General features: G+C 36.7%; 25 protein-coding genes. 6 read left to right on the forward strand and 19 right to left on the reverse strand.

Going from position 1 to position 24,641, the window contains the following annotated elements; all coding sequences use genetic code 11:
- Positions 1 to 143: 143 nt before the first annotated feature.
- From DOK78_RS01290 to DOK78_RS01305, 4 genes are all read left to right on the forward strand, one after another.
- Positions 144 to 2,078 (forward strand): NAD(P)/FAD-dependent oxidoreductase, encoded by a 1,935-nt coding sequence (locus tag DOK78_RS01290; RefSeq protein ID WP_207941495.1) that lies wholly within the window; start codon positions 144 to 146, stop codon positions 2,076 to 2,078.
- Positions 2,079 to 2,199: 121 nt separating this feature from the next.
- Positions 2,200 to 2,622, forward strand: a complete 423-nt coding sequence (locus DOK78_RS01295) for a NusG domain II-containing protein (protein WP_207941496.1) — start codon at positions 2,200 to 2,202, stop codon at positions 2,620 to 2,622.
- Positions 2,623 to 2,634: 12 nt separating this feature from the next.
- A complete protein-coding gene (locus DOK78_RS01300; RefSeq protein WP_207941497.1) occupies positions 2,635 to 3,186 on the forward strand; it encodes a Gx transporter family protein in 552 nt (183 codons plus the stop codon).
- Positions 3,187 to 3,200: 14 nt separating this feature from the next.
- Complete coding sequence (locus tag DOK78_RS01305; protein WP_207941498.1) at positions 3,201 to 4,187, forward strand: polyprenyl synthetase family protein; 987 nt, start codon at positions 3,201 to 3,203, stop codon at positions 4,185 to 4,187.
- Between the two features lie 51 nt (positions 4,188 to 4,238).
- Here the strand turns inward: DOK78_RS01305 and DOK78_RS01310 are convergent, their stop codons facing one another.
- The 11 genes from DOK78_RS01310 to DOK78_RS01360 form a co-directional block, all read right to left on the reverse strand.
- A complete protein-coding gene (locus DOK78_RS01310; protein WP_207941499.1) occupies positions 4,239 to 4,514 on the reverse strand; it encodes a DUF2316 family protein in 276 nt (91 codons plus the stop codon).
- Between the two features lie 139 nt (positions 4,515 to 4,653).
- Positions 4,654 to 5,484 (reverse strand): energy-coupling factor transporter transmembrane component T family protein, encoded by an 831-nt coding sequence (locus DOK78_RS01315; protein ID WP_207941500.1) that lies wholly within the window; start codon positions 5,482 to 5,484, stop codon positions 4,654 to 4,656.
- Entirely contained in the window at positions 5,481 to 7,187 is a 1,707-nt protein-coding gene (locus DOK78_RS01320) for an ABC transporter ATP-binding protein (protein WP_207941501.1), read from the reverse strand. The genes DOK78_RS01315 and DOK78_RS01320 overlap by 4 nt, the downstream gene beginning before the upstream one ends.
- A gap of 108 nt (positions 7,188 to 7,295) precedes the next feature.
- Positions 7,296 to 7,844: an ECF-type riboflavin transporter substrate-binding protein gene (locus tag DOK78_RS01325; protein ID WP_207941502.1), complete on the reverse strand. Its 549-nt coding sequence runs from the start codon at positions 7,842 to 7,844 to the stop codon at positions 7,296 to 7,298.
- A 358-nt stretch (positions 7,845 to 8,202) separates the two neighbouring features.
- Positions 8,203 to 9,546 carry a glutathione-disulfide reductase gene (gene gor / locus DOK78_RS01330; RefSeq protein WP_207941503.1) on the reverse strand — a complete coding sequence of 448 codons (1,344 nt, stop codon included), beginning with the start codon at positions 9,544 to 9,546 and terminating at the stop codon, positions 8,203 to 8,205.
- Between the two features lie 63 nt (positions 9,547 to 9,609).
- A complete protein-coding gene (locus tag DOK78_RS01335) occupies positions 9,610 to 10,062 on the reverse strand; it encodes a GNAT family N-acetyltransferase (protein WP_207941504.1) in 453 nt (150 codons plus the stop codon).
- A gap of 9 nt (positions 10,063 to 10,071) precedes the next feature.
- On the reverse strand, positions 10,072 to 10,308 hold the full coding sequence (locus DOK78_RS01340) for a hypothetical protein (RefSeq protein WP_207941505.1): 237 nt from the start codon (positions 10,306 to 10,308) through the stop codon (positions 10,072 to 10,074).
- 84 nt (positions 10,309 to 10,392) lie between these two features.
- Positions 10,393 to 11,634, reverse strand: a complete 1,242-nt coding sequence (locus DOK78_RS01345) for a peptidase U32 family protein (RefSeq protein WP_207941506.1) — start codon at positions 11,632 to 11,634, stop codon at positions 10,393 to 10,395.
- 11 nt (positions 11,635 to 11,645) lie between these two features.
- Entirely contained in the window at positions 11,646 to 12,566 is a 921-nt protein-coding gene (locus tag DOK78_RS01350) for a peptidase U32 family protein (protein WP_207941507.1), read from the reverse strand.
- A 167-nt stretch (positions 12,567 to 12,733) separates the two neighbouring features.
- Positions 12,734 to 13,438, reverse strand: coding sequence for an HAD family hydrolase (locus DOK78_RS01355; protein ID WP_207941508.1), 705 nt, complete (start codon positions 13,436 to 13,438; stop codon positions 12,734 to 12,736).
- Positions 13,439 to 13,450: 12 nt separating this feature from the next.
- The gene (locus DOK78_RS01360; protein ID WP_207941509.1) at positions 13,451 to 13,756 is read right to left on the reverse strand and encodes a nucleotide pyrophosphohydrolase; all 306 of its coding nucleotides are present in this window, start codon (positions 13,754 to 13,756) and stop codon (positions 13,451 to 13,453) included.
- Positions 13,757 to 14,001: 245 nt separating this feature from the next.
- On the opposite strand from DOK78_RS01360, the gene dcm reads away from it, so the two are divergent.
- Entirely contained in the window at positions 14,002 to 15,276 is a 1,275-nt protein-coding gene (gene dcm / locus DOK78_RS01365) for a DNA (cytosine-5-)-methyltransferase (RefSeq protein WP_207941573.1), read from the forward strand.
- Between the two features lie 27 nt (positions 15,277 to 15,303).
- On the opposite strand, the gene DOK78_RS01370 is transcribed toward dcm, so the two are convergent.
- The 3 genes from DOK78_RS01370 to DOK78_RS01380 form a co-directional block, all read right to left on the reverse strand.
- Positions 15,304 to 16,806: a MutH/Sau3AI family endonuclease gene (locus DOK78_RS01370; RefSeq protein ID WP_207941510.1), complete on the reverse strand. Its 1,503-nt coding sequence runs from the start codon at positions 16,804 to 16,806 to the stop codon at positions 15,304 to 15,306.
- Positions 16,807 to 16,831: 25 nt separating this feature from the next.
- Complete coding sequence (locus DOK78_RS01375; protein WP_207941511.1) at positions 16,832 to 17,566, reverse strand: hypothetical protein; 735 nt, start codon at positions 17,564 to 17,566, stop codon at positions 16,832 to 16,834.
- Positions 17,567 to 17,660: 94 nt separating this feature from the next.
- Positions 17,661 to 17,936, reverse strand: coding sequence for a hypothetical protein (locus DOK78_RS01380; RefSeq protein ID WP_207941512.1), 276 nt, complete (start codon positions 17,934 to 17,936; stop codon positions 17,661 to 17,663).
- A gap of 326 nt (positions 17,937 to 18,262) precedes the next feature.
- On the opposite strand from DOK78_RS01380, the gene DOK78_RS01385 reads away from it, so the two are divergent.
- Positions 18,263 to 18,931 carry an MIP/aquaporin family protein gene (locus DOK78_RS01385; protein WP_207941513.1) on the forward strand — a complete coding sequence of 223 codons (669 nt, stop codon included), beginning with the start codon at positions 18,263 to 18,265 and terminating at the stop codon, positions 18,929 to 18,931.
- 47 nt (positions 18,932 to 18,978) lie between these two features.
- On the opposite strand, the gene nspC is transcribed toward DOK78_RS01385, so the two are convergent.
- From nspC to DOK78_RS01410, 5 genes are read right to left on the reverse strand one after another with little or no spacing between them, the layout of a single operon-like run.
- A complete protein-coding gene (nspC, locus tag DOK78_RS01390; protein WP_207941514.1) occupies positions 18,979 to 20,127 on the reverse strand; it encodes a carboxynorspermidine decarboxylase in 1,149 nt (382 codons plus the stop codon).
- Positions 20,127 to 21,329, reverse strand: a complete 1,203-nt coding sequence (locus DOK78_RS01395; RefSeq protein WP_207941515.1) for a saccharopine dehydrogenase family protein — start codon at positions 21,327 to 21,329, stop codon at positions 20,127 to 20,129. Before DOK78_RS01395 ends, nspC begins: the two co-directional genes overlap by 1 nt.
- Positions 21,330 to 21,341: 12 nt before the next feature.
- Complete coding sequence (gene speB / locus DOK78_RS01400) at positions 21,342 to 22,187, reverse strand: agmatinase (protein ID WP_207941516.1); 846 nt, start codon at positions 22,185 to 22,187, stop codon at positions 21,342 to 21,344.
- Positions 22,187 to 23,026, reverse strand: a complete 840-nt coding sequence (gene speE / locus DOK78_RS01405; protein ID WP_207941517.1) for a polyamine aminopropyltransferase — start codon at positions 23,024 to 23,026, stop codon at positions 22,187 to 22,189. The genes speB and speE overlap by 1 nt, the downstream gene beginning before the upstream one ends.
- The gene (locus DOK78_RS01410) at positions 23,027 to 24,484 is read right to left on the reverse strand and encodes an aminotransferase class I/II-fold pyridoxal phosphate-dependent enzyme (RefSeq protein WP_207941518.1); all 1,458 of its coding nucleotides are present in this window, start codon (positions 24,482 to 24,484) and stop codon (positions 23,027 to 23,029) included.
- Positions 24,485 to 24,641 lie beyond the last annotated feature (157 nt).

Genomic DNA, 24,641 nt, shown 5'->3' on the forward strand with positions numbered 1-24,641 from the left:
TAACTTTCACAGGCTTCTTGGTTTTTTAATTTTTTTTGTGAAATTTTTAAAAAAGTTTAGACAAACGAGTAATTTCTCGTTATAATGTAATAGATTGTGTAATTATTACCATTATATTTTTACTATTAAAGGAGAGATTTTCAATGACAAAGAAAAATATTGTCGTTGTCGGTGCTGGATACTCTGGTGTATCTGCAACTAAGTTTTTAGCTAAAAAGCTTAAAAAAGATAGCGATGTCACTATCACGTTAATCGACCGCCACTCTTATCATACGATGATGACTGAGCTCCACGAAGTTGCTGGAGGACGTGTAGAACCAGATGCCATTCAATACGACTTACAACGCTTATTTGCCCGTAAGAAAAATGTACAATTGGTCACAGATACGGTGACATCAATTGACAAAGAGAACAAAGTCGTAACAACAAAATTAGGTTCATACCCATTTGACTATTTGGTTTTAGGAATGGGTGGCGAGCCAAATGACTTTGGTACTCCTGGCGTTAAAGAAAATGGCTTTACATTATGGTCATTTGAAGATGCCGTTCGCATTCGTGAACACATTTTATCAACTGTTGCCAAAGCTGCCTTAGAACCTGATGTAGCCGTTCGTAAAGCTATGCTAACATTCGTTGTCTGCGGTTCTGGGTTTACTGGAATTGAAATGATTGGTGAATTAATCGACTGGAAAGATCGTCTAGCGAAAGATTACAAATTAGATCCAAGCGAAATTACTTTAAAAGTTGTTGAAGCAATGCCAACCATTTTAAATATGTTAGGTCGTAATGACGCTGCTAAAGCAGAACGTTACTTAAAAGCCAAAAATGTTGAGTTAGTTTTAAACGCACCAATCGTTGAAGTTGCACCAGACTACATTAAATTAAAAGATGGTTCAACTATTCCAACACATACGTTAATTTGGACAGCTGGGGTTAAAGCAACTTCTGATGCAGCAGACTTTGGGTTGGAAAAAGCTCGTGGAAATCGTCTAGTTGCTAATGAATACATGGAAGCAAAAGGTTACGAAGATAAAAATATCTACGTTATCGGTGACTTAGTATTCTACGAAGAATTTCCAAATACACCAACACCACAAATCGTTCAAGCAGCCGAACAAACTGGTCACACAGCTGCAAGCAATATTGTTGCAGCAATTAAAGGTGGCGAAAAACATAAGTTTAAAGGCAACTATCAAGGATTTATGGTTTCTGTCGGTGCTAAATGGGGCGTGGCAAACTTATTCAATAAAATTCATTTAAGTGGTTTCTTAGCTATTATCATGAAACATATCGTAAACTTGAAATATTTCTTTGATATTCGTTCTGGTTACTATATGTTCCAATATATGATGCATGAATTCTTCCATATTAAAGATGACCGCAACGTAGCACGTGGACATACTTCTCGTTACGGAAACGTCTTATGGAGTGTACCACTACGTATTTTCTACGGTTTAGTTTGGTTACTAGAAGCCTTCAAGAAAATTGTGGGTGAAGGTGAATGGCTCAAACCAAGTACCTGGTTTGGCGAAGGTTCATGGTTCCAAGGTGACAGTGTCTTCCCTTGGACATGGGATTATCAAGCAGCAACGGATGCTGCAAGTTCAGCAAGTGCTGATGTTGCCAGTGCTGCAAGTGGTGCAACCGATGCGGGTGCTGGTGCAGTAGAAACAGTCGCTCACTTTGGTTTAAGTTATGGTTATGGCGAACAACCAATGGCCGTACTTGAAAAAGCTCCTGATTGGTTTGTTAGCGTGATGAAAGTCGTAATGCCAAATATGGAAGTTGCGATGTTCTTCCAAAAAATGATGGTCTTTATTGAAATTGGAATTGCACTTGCCATTATTGCAGGTCTTTTCACTTGGTTATTTAGTGCCACAACAATTGTTTTAGTTGCAACATTCTGTCTATCAGGAATGTTCTTCTGGGTAAATATCTGGTTTATTCCAGTTGCCTTTGCTTTAATGAATGGTTCTGGTCGTGCAGTCGGATTAGACCGTTGGGTAATTCCATGGTTACAACGTACACTGGGTAATTGGTGGTACGGAAAACCGAAATCTATGTATGGTCAAAAATAAAAAATAAAGATAATGGCTGGGACAGAGATTTCATCACGTTCCAGCCATTTTCAAAATGTTTATACAGAATTTTTAGTTTATGCTAGAATAAAAAAGAAGTCATCAAAAGGAGGACCCTCTCGTGAACATGAAAGAATTTATCAAAAATAGCCGATTAAAACCATGGGATGGTGTCATCGTTTTGGTCTTGATTGTGAGTTCTTTTTTACCCATTATCCTTTTCTCTATGCAACAAACAGCCGAATCGGCAGTTGTCGAAAAACGGGCGATTTTACGTGTTGATGGAGAAGAAATTAAAACCTTTGATTTAATTGAAGGGCAAGAAACATTTACTTACTTATACGAAGATGACGATGGCGATTCAAATTTAATTGAAATTCAAGGCGATCGCATCCGCATTAAAGAAGCCGATTGTGGCGATCAAATTTGTGTCCGCCGTGGTTGGGCATCAAAAAATGGCGAGACCATCGTGTGCCTCCCGCATAAACTTGTAATTGAAATTCAAACAGCAGATGGGAGTGACATGGACGATTTAATTTATTAGTCGTCGTTAATTATGAGCCGATTACGAAGAATTATTTTTATTGCGTTACTAGTTGCTCAAGGAGTCATTATTGGCCTGATTGAAAATATGATTCCCTATCCTTTTGCTTTTGCACCGGGAGCCAAATTAGGTTTAGCCAATTTAATTACAATTATTGCTTTGTTTACAATGCCTAAACGAGAAAGTTTTATGTTGCTTTGGATGCGATTGATTTTGACCACTTTACTTGGGGGAACTATCTCAACTTTCTTGTATAGTATGAGCGGAGCATTATTAAGTTATGGTGGGATGCTCCTCGTCAAACAGCTTGGGCCAAAACGCGTCAGTATCATTGGTATCAGTGCAACTGGGGGATTTATGCATAATGTTGGACAATTGGTCACTGCTTCATGGATTGCCCAATCATGGACGGTTATGCTTTATCTGCCAATCCTTTCGTTTTTAGGCATTTTATCGGGTATTGCGATTGGTATCTCTGCAAACTATCTATTACAACGTGTTGACACCTTGCGCCGCTTTCAAACTGAATATGAAGAACAGACACACGTCTCATGGAAAACGTAACAAAGGAGATTTTTATGAAAATTCATCCAATGTGGCAGGCGTATCCACGCTTACAACCAGAGTTAACTCAAACCTTGGCATTAATGGAAAACGCCATCCAATTAAAAAACAAACCTGTGCAGCAGGCCATTTTAGAAATGATACAAGCAGGTGGAAAACTTTTGCGTCCAGCCTATCAGCTCCTTTTTTCCCAATTTGGTCCTGAGCAAGACCGGCAAAAAGCGGTCGCTCTTGCAGCTGCAATTGAAATGCTCCACACAGCAACTTTGATTCATGATGATATTGTTGATGAAGCTGATGTTCGTCGGAATTTGCCGACCGTACGTGCCAAATTTGATAATACAACTGCTGTTTACGCAGGGGATTATCTTTTTGTCAGCTGTTTTAAATTAATGGCCGATTATGCCGGCTCAATGAAAAGCTTACAACTAAATTCGCGCAGTATGGAGAAAATTCTGTCTGGTGAATTAGGTCAAATGGACAATCATTACAATGTAGATATGACGGTAGATGCGTATCTCGAAAATATTTCCGGTAAAACTGCCGAACTCTTTGCTTTGAGTTGTTTTATCGGAGCTTTGGAAAGTGGTACAACAACTCATTTTGCCAAAAAGGCTAGTGAGATTGGGCAACAAATCGGGATGGCTTTTCAAATGATTGATGATATTTTAGATTATAGCCAATCAGCTACTACCATTGGCAAACCCGTACTAGAAGATGTACGCCAAGGCATTTATTCCTTACCTTTATTGTATGCGTTACAAGAAAATCGTGCGGCTCTTGTTCCTTTATTAGAAAAAAAAGAAGCCATGACTCATGAAGACGCACAATACGTTCATCAACTGGTGCATGACTTAGGTGGCGTAACCAAAGCACAAGCGTTAGCTGCAGATTATACCAAACAAGCCATTAAAGGCATTAACAAATTACCAAACAATTCTTTGCAAACCAAAGAAACCTTATTGTCAATTACTGAAAGTATTTTGACGAGACAAAACTAAAAATAGCAGGTAAACTCATCCGTCGATGAGTTTACCTGCTATTTTAGTGCCCTACCAATTTTTTTCATAGGGATAATATCTATTTATCGTAAGAATCGAAAAAGGATAAAATGGTTTGCCTTGTTCTTTTAGTTTTTCTTCTAAGTAATCACGCAATTTCCAAACATTTGTCGGATTATAATGTGGCACTACTTCTAAGGCATTTTTTAAATCTAAGGGACTAAAATTCAATGCTTTTTGAATGTCGATTGGTGACATATTGAGTTGCTCATAGTTTTTAGCCATTTCAGTTCTAGTTTGGGTTAATTCGCTTTTAGTTAAACTCATGCTTACTTTCCTCTTTTCATATTTTCCAAAGCGATTGGCATGCAGCCTCTTCACTTTTAGAGACTTGTTCCTAATAGTTGATAGTCGTTTGATAAGGTTGTTGCTTAAGTGAAAAAGTTAGTCGAATTCCTCGGTTAACTTACATAAACGGATTATAAAAACGACCTCCGTTGACATGAAACAACGCCAATGTTATCAAAAACAAACTTAACGCTAAGACGATAACTAGATAATCACTCACTTTAAAAGGTTCTTCTACATACCACGTGCGTTTTTTCTTTTGACCAAAACGACGCAATTCCATAGCAGTACTAATGGTTTCAATTCGATCTAAACTTGAAAAAATTAAAGGTAATACAATTTGAGAGATGCCTGTTATTCGTTGCGAAAATTTTCCTTTTTTTGACATCTCTAAGCCACGAGCTTGTTGCGCTTGGGATATACTAAAGAAATCTTCTTGAATATCAGGAATATAACGTAATGCCAGCGCTACAGCATAACTAATTTTATAGCTAATACCTAATTTATTTAAACTGGACGCAAAACTACTAGGATTGGTGGTTAACAAAAATGTTAATGCTAATGGAATCGTGCTAAAATACTTCAGTGCGACATTACCTAGGTAAAATAATTCTTCTTGTGTAAAGGTAAAACGTCCCCAGCCTATCCATAATACATGCCGTGTACCATACAAAGAAACGCCATATTCTGGTTCAAATAAATAGATTGCCAAAATATTTAACAACGAAAAAAATAAAATAAATTTCATGACAAAGGAAATTTGATGCCACTGGATATTGCCTAATTTAAACAATCCTAATGAAGCTACACCTACAAACACTAAAAAGCGCGTATCGTATGTTGTCATTGTAGCGATAGTTACTATCAATAGAAAAAGCATCTTCGCTGTAGCATTTAAGCGATGCAAAACTGTCTTACCTGAATGATAACCTAATGTTTGTTGATTCATCGCTTGCGTACCTCCCGATCGTATTGAATAAACTTACGTGTAAACGCAATTGGATCCGCTAGACCAAGCTGCTTTGCAAATGTAAATAGGCTGGTTTCTTTTAAAGATGCCTCTTGCACTAATTCTTGATTTGTTAGCAGCTGAATCGGTGTCGTATCTGCTAAAATATCCCCATCTTTAATCACTAACACACGATCGCTATACTCAAGCATTACGTGCATGTCATGTGTAATCATGACAATTGTTTTACCTAGGTGATTAAGCTCCTCAATAAATGCCATCATTTCTGAATAATTGCGAAAATCTTGTCCAGCAGTTGGCTCATCTAACACCAACATTTCCGGTTCTAAAACTAAAATAGCAGCAATGGTTACACGTTTTTTCTGACCATAACTTAAAGCTGCGATTGGCCAATTACGAAATGGATATAAACCACAAACGTTTAACACGTGAAAAACACGCTGCTCAATTTCCTTTTCATCAACATGCCTCAATCGTAATCCTAACGCAACTTCATCAAAAATCATTTTTTGTGAAATCATCTGATTAGGATTTTGCATAACATATCCAATTTTATCCGCGCGTTCTTTAATCGAGTCATTACCGATGTCTTGACCTTGCCATTCCATAGTGCCTTTTGGACGTACAAAACCGCATAAAGCCTTGAATAAAGTCGATTTCCCTGCGCCATTTTTCCCAACAAAACTTAGACGTTCTCCTTGGTAAAAACGCGTAGTTAATTGTTTTAAAACATTTGCATCTTGAGGACGATAACGATAGTTCAGGTTTTTTACCTCAAGCAAAACAGCTGTTTCATCCGATGTCTCTAAATCAAATAAATTACTTTGCCAGTCTGCCATTTTTTCTGCTAATTGTGCACCTGCTACTTGCGTCACATCAGCTAAATGGTTCACCCTTTGTAAATCAACCTGCGCATATTTTAGAGCCGTCACATACAATGGTTCACGAATACCATTTTCTGCCAAAATTGAAGTTTTTAACAATTCATCGGGAGTTTGGTCCGCAACAATTTGACCATCATTAAAAACAATAATTCGATCAAATGGTTTAGCTAACGCATCTTCTAAGCGATGTTCAATCATAACTACCGTTGCTTGGGTTTGCTGATGTAGTGAATCAATCAGTTCAATTGCAGCTTTTCCTGCAGCTGGATCTAAATTAGCTAACGGTTCATCAAATAATAGCAATGGCGCATCATCAATCATCACACCTGCCATCGAAACACGTTGTTTTTGTCCACCAGATAAATCTTGTGGTCGCTTATCCAATTGCTCTGCAACATCTACTAGCTCTGCCCAGCGCGACACTTTTTCACGCATTTCTGCTAGAGCAACTCCATCATTTTCCAATACAAATGCCATATCCTCGGCCACAGTCAAGCCGATAAATTGTCCATCCGTGTCTTGTAAAACTGTACCGGTCGTAAACGACAAATCAAATAACGAGGTCTCTTGCAATTTTTTGCCGGCAATCCATGCCTCGCCAGTGATATCCCCTGCATATTGGTTGGGAACTAATCCATTTAAACAATGGGCAAAAGTTGATTTTCCACTACCAGATGGTCCCACAATTAAAACTTTTTCCCCTGACTGGATAGTAAGATTGATTTTTTTTAAAGTTGGTTCTGATTGGCTATTGTATTGAAATGAAAAATCTTTAAATACAATTATTGGTTCTGTCATTGTCTTCTCCTCAGTTATTATTCTTCTCCAATCTTACCAAAATTTTGTCATAAATGATATTATCGCAAAAAGAAAGAAGGAACAGACACACTCTCCCTTCTTTCTTTTTTAATCTTTTTTGAGACTACCTTTTTTCGTTTGTCTGGACGCATAGGCTTTCATCAATAACGTACCGATAATACCAACTGCAATCGAATTAACTGTTGCTGAAATTAATCCTTGGAAATACACTTTATTTGCGGGTTCACTGTAGATTAAAATATCTAAGGTTGGCGCAATGAATCCCCAAACAACCGCATTCCCGACAATTTGCATAACGTTAAAACGAATCATATCTGTTTTGGAAAATTCGCCATTCATTAATTTGATTTTCTGCGTAGCTACTCCATAAATAAATCCAACAATTGCTGAACAAACAATCCATGACCACCAAGGATTCCCATACGTTAAATCTTTTAATGTATGACCAATAAAACCAACTAACGCTGCCGGAACCGGACCAAATAATGCCGCCATTAATGCTAGAAATGGATAGGTTGTTTCTAAATTTGTATTTGGAACACCTGTTGGAATCGAAACAAAACGTCCTAGAATAACAAATACTGCCGAGCCAATCCCAATAGCAACAATGGTTTTGACTGAAAATTCTTTTTTCATTTTTACACTTCCTCAAAAATTATTTTTGGTACTTTTCGTCGTCGAATTTGTCCTTGCATGCTAGCCATAATATGAAATAAGTTCGAAAAAAATCTTAATTGACTATCACACCAACATTCATTAACGAATCATATAAATTAAAGGTTCTCCTATTTGAACATCGAAAAATGAACAAATAAATTGAAGCATCGTATTCACAGCTTTCCCACGCAACCCTTTCTCTGTCAATTAACAAAAGAACCTTGCCATCATCCTACAATTTTCCTACGTACAGGTCAATGTCTCAAGACGAATTCCAGCATAAAAGCTACAAATTGTTCGTAAAAAAAGCCTAATCGCTCAACGATCAGGCTTTTCCTTAACGCATCGTAACAAATTCTTCCGCACCAGTTGGATGAATAGCTATCGTATTATCAAAATCGGCTTTTGTTGCACCCATTTTAATTGCCACAGCAAAGCCTTGTAACATCTCATCGACACCTTTACCAATGCCATGCAATCCTACAATTTTTTCTTCTTTGCCTACACAAATTAATTTCATTTCGCATTTTTGACGATAGTCATTCAACGCAAAATACATGGGCGTAAAACGAGAGCGATATACTTTTACTTCATCCCCATAGTTTTCCAACGCTTCTTCTTCTGTTAAACCAATAGTTGCGATTGGTGGATGGGTGAATACAACAGTTGGTACTAAGTTGTAATCAAGATATAATTCTGTTTGTCCATTAAACAAGCGTTCCGATAAACGACGACCTGCCGCAATCGCAACTGGCGTTAAATCAATTTTACCAATTACATCGCCAATCGCATAAATTCCTTGCGCTGTTGTATTTTGGAACTTATCCACGTGGACAAATCCACGATCATCTAATTTAACCTCAGTATTTTCTAGTCCTAAGTTATCCACATTCGGTTTACGTCCACCCGCAAATAATACGCAGTCTCCAGTTAACGTATGACCATTTTCAAAAGTAACCGTATAGTTATTTCCATTTTTTTCAATTTTCGCAGGAACTGAATTTGCATAAATCGTCATCGCTTGTTCTTCGTAAATTTCAACCAAATTATCAGCAAGCATTTTATCAAAATGACGCAATGGACGTTCTTTACGGAAAGCCCATGAAACTTTGCTACCTAACCCATTCATTACACCTGCAATTTCGGCAGCAATATACCCTGCACCAAGTACAATTAAGTGTTTTGGTGCTTCAGTTAATTCAAAAAATCCATTGGAATCAATGGCATATTCCCCACCAGGTACATCTAATGCACTTGGTCGTCCTCCTACAGCAATTAAAATATTTGCCGCAGTAAAACGTTCGCCATTTACTTCAACTGTAGAGTTATCCACAAACTGTGCATAACCTTTTATCACCTCTACACTGTTGCTATCTAAGCCTTTTTTATACGCTCCATGTAAAAAGTCGATATATTTCTCCCGGTTATCCACAAGTTCACCGAAATTGAAGTTTTCCACATGTGGATAAATACCGTAACTCTTTGCATCACGTTTAATCGTTTCATAAATTTCGCTTGCTTGCCACATGACTTTCTTAGGTACACACCCAACGTTTACACAGGTACCACCTAGTTCATTTCCTTCAATTAACAAAACTTTCGCACCATGCATTCCTGCACGATTTGCCGAGGCAATTCCCCCGCTACCGCCCCCGATAACAATATAATCAAATGTTTTCACAGTATTTCCTCCAATCATTTTCACTCTTCAAGCTATCATTGCCCTGCCTATCCGTCAAGAATTTCAGATATCTTGAGATAAGCGCACCATATCTTTTAGAACCAAGCCATTTTCAATAATCGGTGCTGTATAATGCCGTACAAAAAAATCACGATCAATATGCGTCATACGAAACCCACACTTTTGATATAAATAAAGCTGCTCAACTCCGGTGCTTCCTGTACCTACTTCAAGGGTTTTATACTGAGCATCTTTTGCCACAACTAAGGCATGTTTCAATAATCGTTGCGCAATTCCTTTCCCTCGGTAATGTTCATCCACTGCTAAATTGACAATTTCGAGCGTTTCAGGACGTGTAGGTAAGATTACTAGCACTCCTACCACTTTTTTAGCAATGCATGCCTCAAATAACCTCCCTCGCTGCAGATATTCCGTCACCAATTCACGTGAAGGATCGGCATCTAATAGTAAATGATAATGAGACTCTGTTACTTTCATGACTTCTTCAATTTTCATTTTTTCCTCCTAATATCGCCACATTTCATATAAAAACAAGAGTAGAAATAGAACAAATGGCACTGGAATATATTTTAGAATAAACACCCGCAACTGTTCACCAATTTTAGCTTCCAACTGTGGATTCATTATCGCGAATGGCAGTGACCAAAAACGCCCACCCGTCAACTTTAGTAATACACTTAACAGTAGTAAAATACCAAAAAATGTCACACCACCAAAGGCAAACGTAAGTGTTGGTGACATCCTTTCTCCCTCCTTTTTTCTGTATCATATACCAAAAAAACAAAAGCTAAAACAGATTGGCTTTTTCTGTTTTAGCTTGGAAGTTTATTTGCGTTTACGTATCATATCGCCAGGTTGAACCGGTTGCGTCACTGGCATCGTTAAAATCATCATCGGGTTAGGTGCACGATCAATACTTTGTCCCTCTTCATCATACATTTCATGCACAACTTGCTCAAAATGATGGAAGCCTGGACCATAAAATTCAATTTCATCGCCTACTTCAAAAAGATTCCGTTGACGAATTGTTGCGATTTGTGTTATTTCATCATAATTTAACACTTCACCTATAAATTTATACTCAGGAATTTTTCGTCGTTCTCCAAATAGTTGTTCATTTTCAGAAGGTGTCTTGTAATAAAAGCCAGTCGCAAGTTCACGTTGCGCAACTTTCCATAACTCATCAATCCATTCTTGCTTGCAGACATAATTTTCAGGATCTGCCATATAACTATCCACGGCTGCTTTATAAACATTGGCAACAGTTGAGACATAATGAATCGATTTCATGCGGCCTTCAATTTTAAAACTATCAACACCGTTTTGAATCAAATCAGGAATGTGTTCAATCATTGACATATCTACTGCACTCATTGAAAATTCTTCTGCCACAGTCCCATTTTCTGTTAAGCTATGACGTTCTCCACCAAATGGTAAGTCATATAAATCATATTTCCAACGACAGGATTGGCAACAACCACCCCGATTAGCATCACGCATCGCCATATGATTAGACAACGTACAACGACCTGAATAGGAGATACACATGGCACCATGAATAAAAGCTTCAATTTCAATATCCGTATTTTTACGAATTTCCGCCACTTCTTCCATAGAAACTTCGCGCGCTAAGACTACTCGTTCTAGCCCTTCTTCTTTCCAAAATTCAAGTGTTTCGTAGTTAGTTGCTGACGCTTGGGTTGATAAATGAATCGGTAAGCCTGGTGCTTCTGTCGCACAAATTTCAATTAAGGCTGGATCAGAAACAATTACTGCAGAAATTCCCACATCACGCAATTCACGGAAAAATTCTCCGGCACCCGCTTGGTTTTGTTCATGAGTAACCATATTTGCTGCAACATACACTTTTGCCTGATGTTCTTTTGCAAATGCCACACCTTCTGCCATCTGTTCATAGGTGAAGTTTCCTGCGCGGCTACGTAATCCATAAGCATTGCCGCCAATATACACGGCATCCGCACCATAACGAATGGCTGTCTTTAGTTTTTCCAAAGTCCCAGCTGGAGCTAAGACTTCTGGTCGTTTTAATGCTTGTTTAACAGTCATTTTCTTGCTCCTTATTTAATTTTACTTGGCTCAATATAATAAAAGCCTGTATCTAACTCACGATTTTCAGGATGTAGACTTTGTACTTTTTTGTACAAATCATCCGCCAATGTTGGTGTCCATTCATTTGCTAAAATTGCTTGGCGTGCTTGATTAAACAAGCGAGCAATTTCCACAAAGTTTTGGCCGCTACAAAATATACCATCTAGCTTCCAGGTTTGATATCCTAGTGCATGCAAATCCGCTACTTCCCTCATTAAACAAACATCATTACTTGCAAAAATGTGTGTGCCATGACTATCTTCATAAATAGAATAATGAGTATAATCTTTTTTCGGTTCAGATAAAAATAATCCGCGCGCTTTACTAATATCTTCATTTTGTTGCGTAAAATGATAGTAATTTTGCAATAATGGACGTTTTGATTGATGAATGCATGTCGCGCCGTATACTAACACTTCTACAGGTACTTCCACCGTTTGAACCAATGCTTTCATTTCATCAAACGGAACTTCACGTGCTAAAACAGCACCATTTGCTCCTCGTTTTGCCCAAAAATTAATTTGACGCGCACTCGTAACTAGCGTTTCACCATCATACACAAAGGGTAATTGCCATTCGGGATGTTTGTTCAAGACATAAATAACTCCTACATCTCCAACAGAAATCTTATCCACTTGAATCTCATGTAAAAAAGCTAAATATTCAGGAATCATTTTCATTTTTTCAGGATGCATCAACCCGTTTACGGCGACCATCGCTTGCTTGCCTGCTTGATGAGCAAGTTCGACTAATTCTTTTTGCTCTTCTCTTGAAAACGTATGGGGTAAACGTAACCCAAACATTTCTTCTCCAAAGAAAATCGTATCAACGATTGGTAACAATTCTTTGGCTTGTTCTGTTGACTCAACAGTTGCGATTAATTCAATCATTTTGTTATCCTCCTTGCAACTAATTCATATTATCACAAGCAGAATAATTTTCCAACAGATATTGTGTTGGAATTCACTAAATTTATGAACAAATAGTGAATTATGTAACTTATGCTTCGTTGATAAAAAAAGTATTTCCAATCAACCATAATTGGAAATACTTTTCATTAGTTCAAAAATAATTTTTTGAGTAACGGTGTCACGGGTTGATTTCCTTCTAACAAATAATCTTGTCGAGAAATAGCTTCTGTAGCTAGATGGTTGCGATAGTTTAACCAAATCGCTTGCCAACCAGCATCTTTGGCACCAACAATATCATTGGTGTACGAATCACCCACATAGATAGCCTGCTTGGGTTCGATGCCTAGCTTTTGTTCCACATGACGAAATAATCGCACATCCGGCTTAGCAATCCCTACTTGTGCTGAAATGAAAATATGCTCTTCAGAAATCCATTCTGTGAGTGCCAATTGATGCACTTTACGCCATTGATGCGCCGTTGGACCATTTGTAATGACGCCAATTAGAATATTTTCTTGCTGACAAAATTGCAATGCCTCTTTCATCTCTTCTCGCAACTCAATTTCCCCTTGAAAACGGACATAATCAGTTTGAAAAGCTAACGCCTTTTCTCGAGAAAGCTCATGTTTAAATTGCTGACAAGCTCGCTGAATTCTTAAAACACGCATATCTTCCATTGATATTTCGCCACTTTCAGACAAATGGAAATACGCATCGCTCACCTTACGAAATTCCAAATACAACTCCTCTAATTCTGCCTCTCGGAAGTCCAATTGTTCTTCAATCGCTCGCTTAAAAGGAACGAATTGATCGTACAACGTATCATCCACATCAAAAAACAATGCCTGCATAAAATTTCTCCTTTAAATTTTATCGATTGGGTATTTAATCGCATTTTTCTCTAACTTTTCTTGAATAATCTCTTCAACATCAAGACCAAGATTATCTGATAACATCAATGTATAAATCAATACATCCGCAATTTCTTCTTTAATATTCGCTAAATTCTTTTCAACACCTTCATCTGCTGACACCCATTGAAAGTCTTCCAACAGTTCTGCTGCTTCAATCGAAATTGAAATTGCTAAATCCTTTGCATTATGAAATGGTCGCCAATTCCGCTCATCACGGAATTGATTGATTTGGTCGATAGTTGGTTTTAGGGACATGTGACACCTCGGTTATTTTTTGTTTAGATAGTTGACAAAAGTGTACCATAAAAACAATGAAAACTAACAACGAAAAATAAACTAACATCTTGTTAAATTTCATGTTAAAATAAAAGTTTTGTGGCAAACATTTCAAAATTTTTTTCGAATATTAATAATAGAATCAAATCAGTTGATCTTTTTTGTGATTTTTTGTATAGTATGGTTAGCTAAACCGAAAGGATGTTCGCTTAATGAAAAAAAAAATGAAAGTTTTGGAACTTTTCGCTGGAGTCGGTGGCTTTAGAGTCGGCTTAGAAAATTCTAATCCAGACCTATTCATAACAAAATGGGCTAATCAATGGGAACCATCTCGCAAATCGCAAGATGCGTTTGAAGTCTACGATTACCATTTTCCTAATAGTGAGAATATAAACATAAGTATTGAAGACATTACCGATGAACAGTTTAAAGAAATGGATGCAGATATTATTGTAGGCGGTTTTCCTTGCCAAGATTACTCTGTCGCTCGTAGTAAAAAAAATGAAATGGGCATTCAAGGAAAAAAAGGTGTATTATTTTGGCAAATCATTCGTGCTACTCAAATTATTGAGCCTAAATATCTTATTTTAGAAAATGTTGACCGTTTATTAAAATCGCCGTCTAAACAACGTGGACGTGATTTTGCTATTATGTTAGCTTCATTTAATGAATTAGGTTATTCAGTGGAATGGCGTGTAATAAATGCGGCTGAATATGGAAGAAGTCAACGTCGCCGCCGTGTATTTTTCTTTGTATATAAAAATGATACTCCTTTTGCTAAAAAAATGGATTATCAATTTGAAGAAAAACAACCTGAAAATTTCTTTGATGAAGAATCATTATACGATGAATATATTTTTAAAGAAGGATTATTTGCACGCCAATTTCCAATTACAAATACACCATATAAATCTAGACATGCTTTTTATGAATTACCTAGCGATATTGTCGCAATTTCAGATAATTTTACAGGTACGGTATGGAATACTGGAATTATGCGTCATGGACGCTATTTTACTATCGATACGGTTCCATTAGGTAATGAAAAACCTATTACTTTAGGTGAAATTTTACAAGCTGAAGAAACTATCGATGAAAAATATTATTTAAATGATAAAGCTAAGCTAGAAAAATTCAACTATCTAAGAGGCCCTAAAAAGATTGAGCGTACTTCTATAGATGGACACACATATGTTTTTTCTGAAGGTGGAATGTCTCCATATGATGATTTATCTTTACCCGGTAGAACGATGTTAACCTCGGAGGGCTCTGTGAATCGCTCTACCCACTTTCTAAAAATCAATGGGCGTTACAGGTTGTTAACACCTATTGAAGCAGAACGTTTACAAGATTTTCCAGATGATTGGACCCGATGGAAAAAGCTGAAAAGTGGAGAGATAGTAGAAGTTACTGACAGAATGCGTATGTTTTTTATGGGGAATGCTTTAGTTACTAAAATTGTCGAACGTATCGGTGATGAATTACAAAAAATACAGTGAGAACTTTTATACTCACTGTATTTTTATTTATAATAAATCTGAAATTTGTGAAAGAATATAATCGTTATTTAACCAAAAACATTGTTTCGTCATCCAATCATCCGCATATGCTTCTGGTTTATTTTTCCATCTTGCTGCAACAGGTAATTGATCTGCATTGACTGTATCCCCCGCTAAATAAGAAGATACGCTAGCATGCGGACGTACATGTATAATACGTTTATCGCTTTTTTTTATAAAATTATTTTTAACTGAATTTCCTTGATAAGTTAACTCTACTCCGCTATTCAAAGTATTTACTGTGTCTTGCCACGCATCTTGTACAATTGTATCTAAATCCTTTTCTGGCATCGTCCAAAATTTTGCTCCTTTAAATACATAATTATCTTTAACTTGTTCTTTAAACACAATAAATAAAAATTTAGACGCATCCATTGTATCTCTCAGAGTAGACTCTTCCCAATTTTCAGATGCTAATTCTTTAAATTTAAAGGCTGGAAAACTCATACTTTCTTTAATAGTTCCATTTAAACTTACACGAATGGTCTTTAGAGAAATATTGGCTTTAAAAAATTCCTCTGTTTTTTCTAAATTACCATAAATTCCTAACATTCTACTTGCTAGCATGGCATTGATACTCTTAGGAAAATTTCCATTACTATTTTTTTGAATACCGAATAATTCCGCTAAGTATATAATGGTCTTCCCACTATAACGATTCAAACATTTTAAAATGTATTGTTCTAACGATTCATTTTCTAAAATACTTGTATCTTTTACGATGCTTTCTTGTATATGATAGTCTTCTTGTATTTCAAAGATTTCACCTGCTGAAAAGGGGGTTACACGAATATTGGAGTCTTCCTTTTCTCCAAAAATATATTCTCTAAGAAGATAAGTCATATAGCTACTTTTTAATGAATACGCACGCTGCATCGCTTTAGGTGCGTTCAATTCTTCTCGTTGATTTCGTAAAGAATTCTTATTTGCCCCTTTCGAACAAGCACCTAGATACATTGTTAAACCTTCAGATAATTCATGAGCTCTTCCAGAAGTAATATAACCATGAATTTTTTCCCAGTCTTGTTTAATGATTAATAAATCTTTTTTTGGATAAGTAAATAAAACAGACTGTAAAATATGCCAATCAAGCCATGACTTTTCTTTTTCATATCCATAAAATCCTAATTCCATATAACGATTTTTTTTCCAAAATGAACTAGTTTCGAATGTTTTGTCAAATTCTTCGATGTAATTAATAATATTTAATACTAGTCTTTCTTTTGCTGACTTCCCGTTTTTTGTTTCTCGTATTCCAGTTGCTTTTAATTCTACACCTGCTTCTGGTAAATCAGCTCCTGCTATATTATTCTTTTCTACACCAAACCATGACTCCCATGCATCGCCAACTTGTGATTTTTTTCCAGATATTTTCATATCCATTTCTTCAACTAATTCTGAAATTGGTTTACCTACTGCTTCACAACCACGATTATGAACTTTTTCTTTTGTATTGTAGAGTGACTGCATTTAATAACCTCCTGTTAGCATATAGCTACTTTAATTCTTGAAAAATTAACTTACTATTTTCAATTTTATATTTTAATATTCGTAATCTACTCCATTTTTTATTGATAGCTGGTTTGTTTTTAGAAAAAAAACGTATTCCAATTTCTTTACTATATTCAACAACTTCCGAATCAAAATCGTGTCCTATAATATAAGCATCAATCATATCAAAATCTCCATGAGAATATTCTTGATTAATCCAATCAACATATTTCATAATTTGGTTAACCACTTCTTTGCTAACCTTATCCCTTTTCAATTCCATTACAAGATATTTGCTTATTGTCGAATATTTGGGTACTTTTCGGTAGCCAAATATATCCATCTTATCCATATAATCAATTGGTTTAAACGGTGATGCTACAACTTGATGACTTAAATAATCCCATCTGCCAAATGGTTCTTCATTTTTCATTAAATAGGAAATTAACGCCGATTCTAATCCCATTTCTCTTTTAAACATTGTTTCATTTTTTGCCACTTCGAATATTTTAGACGCATCTAGTTCATAATCTTGTTTTTCTAAATTTTGTATTTTTGTATGCAGAATTGGATTAAATTCAATCTTATCGCTATATTCAGCTAAAAATTCCTCATTTTCTTTAAGAATAATGTCAAATAATGCTTTATCTTCTATGTCATCAATTTTTATAAATGATAGTTTCCAAAATGCTCTTAACATTTTAAAAGCGCTAGGATTCGATTGTAATACATAATCCATATCTAAACCGTCCATAAAAAAGATAGGATCCGGTTTAAAAGTACAAATAAACCTAATTGAGTCATTCTCAATAATTTTATCATATTCATTTAAATCATATATATGGTTTATCTGCATCTTTAAAATTAAGAAGTTTACATTCATGCTCTCCAATTGCTACTAATTTTCCAATACCATATAATTTTCTTTTTCTAAAAAAATAAATATGGTCTCCAGGATTCATGGAATGAAAATCTGCCAATGTTCCTTCAACAGATGAAGTCCACTGAGTCTTAGGTATTTTTAATATAGTTCCGTATACACCTTTTGATATATTGTCTCTTAATTCTTCTTCTTCAATATTTCCCATTGAAATAACATACCCCGCCATAGTCTAACCACTCCCTCTCCATTCATTATACCCAATCAAAATAAGTAAAACAAAGTGACAGGTAATCTCGTTTTTCTTCACTCTCATTTTAAATAACAAATAAAATAATAAAAATAAATTTATACATAGCTCTTTCCTTTTTGTTAAACTTTATACATCTATATGAAAAAAACATCCGTTTAATCTTCTTATAACCATTGATTTATCAATGATTAATTTACAAACGTATTCATTAACAATCTTGTGTTTTCATTAGGTTGAGACAAGCTTATTTTTTTGATATATGCTACACTTCAATAAAATAGAATAACAAAGGAGCGATTTTTATGAGAAAATATTGCGCAGAATTTATTGGCACGTTTGTTCTGGTGTTTTTAGGAACAGGTACAGTGGCAATTGCTAACACAGGGGAGACGGCTATTGGCTATCTTGGTATCGGTTTAGCATTTGGTCTAGCTGTTACGATTATGGCGTGTGCTGTAGGTGGGGTGTCTGGAGGGAATTTTAATCCAGCGGTTTCTTTAGCCATGATGTTGAATAAACGATTAGAAGTAAAAGATGGTATTTTTTATATTATTGCTCAATTTTTAGGTGCAATTGCAGCATCTGGTGTTTTATCAATTTTCATTCATGCATTGGGTTTACCAAAAGATGGTTTTGGACAAACTGATTTCCCCAATATTACGGCTGGACAAGCGTTTTTATTTGAAGCAATCATTACATTCTTATTCGTATTTGTCATTTTAATGGTCACAAGTAAAAAATATGGCCATGCTGGTCTAGCACCAATTGCGATTGGTTTAGCATTAGCTTTCCTAATCATTGTAGCTTTAAACTTAACTGGTGGTTCATTAAACCCTGCTCGTAGCTTTGGTCCTGCAATCTTTGCGGGTGGTTCAGCATTAGCACACTACTGGGTATACTTATTAGCACCACTTGTTGGTTCAGCAATTGCTTCTTTTGCAGCAAAATTCATGGGTAGCGAAGAAGATTAATCACAAAAAAGCGAAGGACTGAATAATTCCCTCGCTTTTTTTGTGTCTTAAGAAAGACGGTCTTTAAATGTTTCGTAACCAAATTCTTTGACTGTAGTTATACGCTGATTACTATCTACTGCCAATATACTTGCTAAAGGCATTCCATTAAACGTATTCGTTTTAACCATCGAATAAATCGCCATATCGCAAAAAATTACTTTTGAACCAATTGTTAATGGCGTATCAAAAGAATAATCACCAATGATATCACCAGCTAAGCAAGTTGGTCCGCCAAAACGATACGTATACTGTTTTTCTTGCGCTTCGCCACTCCCGATTACAAATGGACGATACGGCATTTCTAATACATCAGGCATATGACAAGTTGCTGAGGTATCTAAAATCGCATTCGTAATCCCGTGATTTTGAGTAATATCCAACACTTGAGCGACTAAATAGCCAGCATTTAACGCTACTGCTTCGCCTGGTTCTAGATAAACCGTTACTTGGTAGGTGTCTTGGATATGGTGAATAACTTCAATTAAAGTCTCAATATCGTAGTCTTTACGAGTGATGTGATGTCCTCCGCCAAAATTAAGCCATTTCATTTGTGGTAAATAATGACCAAACTTTTCTTCTACTGCTTGTAGTGTGGTGACTAAATCGTCCGAGTTTTGCTCACACAAGGTATGAAAATGCAACCCATCAATCCCAACTAAATCAGCAGCAGTTAACTCGCTTGCTAAAATCCCTAAACGAGAACCCGGCGCACACGGATCATAAATTGCATGACCATCTTGGGTAGAACATTCTGGATTAATTCGTAATCCTAATGATTTCCCACTTGCTAAGGCCTCTTTTTTAAAATGCTGCCATTGACTTAACGAATTAAAGACAACATGATTACACAAGGGTAATACCTCAGTAAACTCCTTTGGTCGATACGCTGGTGAGAAAACATGCGTCTCCCCACCAAACTCTTCAAAACCTAAGCGAGCTTCATAAATCCCACTTGCTGTTGTACCATCAAGATAATCAGCTAACAATGGATAGAAGTAATACATTGAAAAAGCTTTTTGTGCGAGTAAAATTTTACAACCTGTTGCCTCTTTTACCTGCTTGAGACGTTCTAAATTGTTACGCAACAACTGTTCTTCTACAACAAATGCTGGTGTCTGAACAGTTGCGACATTCCAATGAATGACTGGTTCCATTATTCGCTCACCAATGTTGGATTAAAATCTTCTACCCATGGTAAACCCCAAGTATTCAAAGCGTCCATAAATGGATCTGGATTCAATTCTTCAACATTATGCACACCAGGTTTATTCCACTCCCCATTGACAACAAGCATGGCACCAATCATTGCTGGCACACCTGTTGTATAAGAAACGGCTTGCGAGCCCACTTCTGCATAACATGCTTCATGATCGCAAACATTATATACGTAATAATTGACATCTTTTCCATCTTTTTTACCGCGGTAGATACATCCGATGTTCGTTTTTCCTTTCGTGCGTGGACCTAAAGATGCAGGATCGGGTAAAACAGCTTTTAAAAATTGCAATGGAATAATTTCCTTACCTTCATACATAATTGGCTCAATGGATGTCATCCCAACATTTTCTAAACATTTTAAATGAGTTAGATAACTTTCCCCAAATGTCATAAAGAAACGAATCCGTTTAATGCCTTTAATGTTTAATGCTAAAGACTCTAATTCTTCATGATGCAATAAATACATGTCTTTAGGACCGACTTCTGGAAAATCATAAGCCTTTTTGATTTCCATTGGTGCTGTTTCGACCCAATCTCCATTTTCCCAATAGCTACCATTAGCTGAAACTTCGCGGATATTGATTTCTGGGTTAAAGTTTGTGGCAAACGGATAACCGTGATCTCCGGCATTACAGTCTAAAATATCAATATAGTTGATTTCATCGAAGTAATGTTTTTGGGCATACGCAGAAAAGACACCTGTTACACCTGGATCAAATCCTGAACCTAAAATAGCTGTAATTCCAGCTTTTTCAAACTTTTCACGGTATTCCCATTGCCATTTATATTCAAACTTCGCTGTATCTTCTGGTTCATAGTTGGCAGTATCTAAATAATGAGTTTTCGTTTCTAAACAAGCATCCATAATCGTTAAATCTTGGTAAGGTAACGCCAAGTTAATCACGATATCCGGCTGAAACTCATTGATTAACGCAACCAATTCGGCCACATTGTTAGCATCGACTTGTGCTGTTGAAATTTTACAACCTTGACCATCTAATTTCGCTTTTAAATCATCACATTTTTGTTTGGTTCTTGATGCAATACAAATTTCTTCAAATACTTCACTATTTTGAACACATTTATGAACGGTTACCCCTGCGACGCCGCCTGCGCCAATAATTAATGCTTTTGCCATTTCTTCACTCTCCTAATGAATTGCAAGTAATAACTCGCGGATAATTTTGCATGCTAACGCTGTCGATGCGCCGCTTAAGTCATATTGTGGGGATAGTTCATTGACATCTAATCCCACAATGTTTAATTCTGAAATAGTTAACAATCCTGCTAATAACGTTTCAAAGCTAACTCCACCAGCTTCAGGCGTACCTGTTCCTGGAAAAGCAGATGGGTCTAATACATCTAAATCTAAGGTCAAATAAATGGGTTGGCCTTTTAATTGTGCCACCACTTCTTCTAACCCTTCAAAATTGAATTTTTGTAAATGCGTATGTTCACTTGCAAATTGAAACTCGGCACGTTCTCCTGAACGAATGCCAAATTGAAAAATTCGGTTATCACCAACAAGATCCCAAATACGACGCAGAACAGTCGCATGTGATAGTTCTGCTCCTAAATATTCTTGACGCAAATCAGTGTGCGCATCCAATTGAATGACGTGTACATCTGGGTATTTTGCTAATACTGCCTCGAAAGCACCTAAGGTCACTAAATGCTCGCCCCCAATCATAAACGGGCGCTTATCTGCCGCTAAAATTGTGGCCGTATGCTCTTTAATTCCCGCTAAAGCTAAATCGACACGTCCAAATGATAATTCCAAATCACCGGAATCAAATACAGCAATGTCTTCTAAATCTTTGTCTTGGTACGGACTATAGGTTTCTAAACCAAAGGAATCCCCACGAATGGCTCTACTTGCAAAACGTGTTCCGGGACGAAAAGAAGTCGTCGAATCAAACGGCGCACCAAATAATACTGTTTGGGCTTCTTCAAAAGATGCCTCACATCCAATAAATGTTTCAATATTTGCTTTCATTACAACAACTCCTTAATATAATTCGGAAGACAAAATGCCCCTCGATGAACATCCGTATTGTAATATCGTGTACGAATCCCTTGATTTTCCCATACGTCAATTTGAACATCTTTTTCTGGGTCGGCAGTCTTCGCAGAATAGCCAAACAATAAATATCCTGCTGCATAACTTGGCACGCTACTTAAATACAGCTTATTAATTGGAAAGACCGACGTTAAGCGTTGACGAATATGGCGAAAAGCTTCTTCATCTTCTTCATAAAACCCATTAGCGTGCTGGCTAATCAACGTTCCCTCTTCACGTAGCGCTTTATAACAATTGCCATAAAACTCACGGGTAAACAAGCTTTCATTAACCCCAAAAGGATTCGCCGTATCAACAATCACTAAATCATACGCATCTTCTTTGCCCCGGACAAACTTCAATCCATCTTGAAAATACAACGTAATTCGTTCGTCCGAAAAAGTCTCTTGATTTTTTGGAAAATACTCTTGGCAAATTTGAATGGCTTGTTCATCAAGTTCGACAACATCAATTGTTTCAATCGACTCATATTTTTCCAGTTCTCGTAAAACACCGCCATCGCAACCGCCAATGACTAAAACGTCTTTAATGGTCGGTTGGACTGCCATCGGGACATGTACCATCATTTCACTATAAAAAAATTCATCTTTTTCGGTATTAATTAATTGCCCATCCAAGGTTAGAATGCGTCCAAATTCTTTTGAATCGAATAGGGCAATATTTTGATAATCACTTTGACAACTGACAATTTCACGATCCACATTAATCGATAATTTTACGCCGTCTTGATGATATTCTGAAAACCATAAATCCATTTAGTTCCCCTCCTTGACGACTTTGATTGTTTGTAAGGTTGCATCTTCTGTTCCCATCAAGAAGCAGCCCTTTTCTTGGGCATATAAAATATGTTCTACTACCGCTTCGGTAATCAATTCACCCGGTGCCACAATTGGAATTCCCGGTGGATAACACATCACCATTTCTGCTGAAATACGTCCTGCACTTTGCGCAATTGCTAAACTCTCATGCTGAGCAAAAAAAGCCGCTTTAGGTGAAATCAAGACTTCCGTTTTCGCAATATCAAATACCAACAAGCCTTTTTTATCACGTTTGAAACGTCGACGAATTTCCGACAACGCCCCCACTAAACGCTCAATATCATGCGGTCGGTCCCCTACTGAAACATATGCTAAGATATTGGCAGTATCGCCAAATTCAATCTGAATATTGTATTCATCACGTAATAAATCATACACTTCACTGCCTGTTAGACCTAAATCTGTCGTTTTCACACACAATTTTGTCACATCAAAATCGTAAATGGATGTCCGATTCACCACTTCAGTTGAATACGCATAATAGTCACCAATTTCATTGATTTCATCCCGGGCATATTGGGATAATTGAATCACTTGTTCAAAAATTTTCTTGCCGTTTTTCACTAAGTTATGACGAGCCAAATCTAAACTCGACATCAATAAATAACTCGCACTTGTCGTTTGCGTTAAATTAATAATTTGTCGCACATATTCTGGATCAATATCATTATTGCAAAGTAAAAAAGAACTTTGAGTTAATGAGCCCCCAGATTTGTGCATGCTGACAGCCGACATATCAGCTTGGGCATCCATCGCATTCATCGGCAAACCTTCACCAAAATACAAATGCGCACCATGCGCTTCATCGACCAATACTTTTATGCCATGTGCATGGGCCAGTTCGGTAATTCGTCTTAAATCAGAACAAACCCCATAATAAGTAGGATTGTTCACTAAAATAGCTTTGGCATCGGGATGTGCGTGGATGGCTTTTTCCACCTCGGCTAAAGGCATTCCCGTCGAAATTTCCAATTCGAGATGTAGCGGCGTATCAATATATACGGGAATTCCTCCGCACATCACCAACGCATTAATCACACTTTTATGCACATTTCTTGGGAGTAGGATTTTTTCTCCTTCTTTCAACGTGGCATAAATCATGTTTTGGACAGCTCCTGTGGTTCCATTAACCATGAAAAAAGCATGCTTGGCACCAAAAGCTTCTGCTGCAATTTCTTCGGCTTCTTTAATAACTGATACAGGATGGCTCAGATTATCTAATAATTTCATCGAATTCGCATCAAGTGAAATTGCTTTTTCTCCTAAAAAATTAGTTAATTCAAGACTACCTTTGCCTCTTTTGTGTCCAGGAACGTCAAACGGGACTAGGCGTTGCCGTTTTAATTCCTGTAATGCCTCAACAATTGGCATTTTTTCTTGTCTTTGTGTATACATTCTTCCCACCTCTTTTTTGGAAGCTTGGGAACAAAAAAATGCACCCAAGCAATAGTCATCTATTACTTGAGTGCATTCGATTTCTCCATCATTGTCTTCTTATCTTCAACGTATTTACTGAAAATAAAATCGCGTTTACCGGTAGAACGTTAGAGTC

Source organism: Enterococcus sp. DIV2402 (assembly GCF_017426705.2).
GTDB lineage: Bacteria > Bacillota > Bacilli > Lactobacillales > Enterococcaceae > Enterococcus_F > Enterococcus_F lowellii.

Coding starts and splice junctions, on each gene's coding strand:
- DOK78_RS01290 (WP_207941495.1), top strand. CDS start 144: ATGACAAAGAAAAATATTGTCGTTGTCGGTGCTGGATACTCTGGTGTA.
- DOK78_RS01300 (WP_207941497.1), top strand. CDS start 2,635: ATGAGCCGATTACGAAGAATTATTTTTATTGCGTTACTAGTTGCTCAA.
- DOK78_RS01305 (WP_207941498.1), top strand. CDS start 3,201: ATGAAAATTCATCCAATGTGGCAGGCGTATCCACGCTTACAACCAGAG.
- DOK78_RS01310 (WP_207941499.1), bottom strand. CDS start 4,514: ATGAGTTTAACTAAAAGCGAATTAACCCAAACTAGAACTGAAATGGCT.
- DOK78_RS01315 (WP_207941500.1), bottom strand. CDS start 5,484: ATGAATCAACAAACATTAGGTTATCATTCAGGTAAGACAGTTTTGCAT.
- DOK78_RS01320 (WP_207941501.1), bottom strand. CDS start 7,187: ATGACAGAACCAATAATTGTATTTAAAGATTTTTCATTTCAATACAAT.
- DOK78_RS01325 (WP_207941502.1), bottom strand. CDS start 7,844: ATGAAAAAAGAATTTTCAGTCAAAACCATTGTTGCTATTGGGATTGGC.
- DOK78_RS01335 (WP_207941504.1), bottom strand. CDS start 10,062: ATGAAAATTGAAGAAGTCATGAAAGTAACAGAGTCTCATTATCATTTA.
- DOK78_RS01340 (WP_207941505.1), bottom strand. CDS start 10,308: ATGTCACCAACACTTACGTTTGCCTTTGGTGGTGTGACATTTTTTGGT.
- DOK78_RS01345 (WP_207941506.1), bottom strand. CDS start 11,634: ATGACTGTTAAACAAGCATTAAAACGACCAGAAGTCTTAGCTCCAGCT.
- DOK78_RS01350 (WP_207941507.1), bottom strand. CDS start 12,566: ATGATTGAATTAATCGCAACTGTTGAGTCAACAGAACAAGCCAAAGAA.
- DOK78_RS01355 (WP_207941508.1), bottom strand. CDS start 13,438: ATGCAGGCATTGTTTTTTGATGTGGATGATACGTTGTACGATCAATTC.
- DOK78_RS01360 (WP_207941509.1), bottom strand. CDS start 13,756: ATGTCCCTAAAACCAACTATCGACCAAATCAATCAATTCCGTGATGAG.
- dcm (WP_207941573.1), top strand. CDS start 14,002: ATGAAAGTTTTGGAACTTTTCGCTGGAGTCGGTGGCTTTAGAGTCGGC.
- DOK78_RS01370 (WP_207941510.1), bottom strand. CDS start 16,806: ATGCAGTCACTCTACAATACAAAAGAAAAAGTTCATAATCGTGGTTGT.
- DOK78_RS01375 (WP_207941511.1), bottom strand. CDS start 17,566: ATGGATTATGTATTACAATCGAATCCTAGCGCTTTTAAAATGTTAAGA.
- DOK78_RS01380 (WP_207941512.1), bottom strand. CDS start 17,936: ATGGCGGGGTATGTTATTTCAATGGGAAATATTGAAGAAGAAGAATTA.
- DOK78_RS01385 (WP_207941513.1), top strand. CDS start 18,263: ATGAGAAAATATTGCGCAGAATTTATTGGCACGTTTGTTCTGGTGTTT.
- nspC (WP_207941514.1), bottom strand. CDS start 20,127: ATGGAACCAGTCATTCATTGGAATGTCGCAACTGTTCAGACACCAGCA.
- DOK78_RS01395 (WP_207941515.1), bottom strand. CDS start 21,329: ATGGCAAAAGCATTAATTATTGGCGCAGGCGGCGTCGCAGGGGTAACC.
- speB (WP_207941516.1), bottom strand. CDS start 22,187: ATGAAAGCAAATATTGAAACATTTATTGGATGTGAGGCATCTTTTGAA.
- speE (WP_207941517.1), bottom strand. CDS start 23,026: ATGGATTTATGGTTTTCAGAATATCATCAAGACGGCGTAAAATTATCG.
- DOK78_RS01410 (WP_207941518.1), bottom strand. CDS start 24,484: ATGTATACACAAAGACAAGAAAAAATGCCAATTGTTGAGGCATTACAG.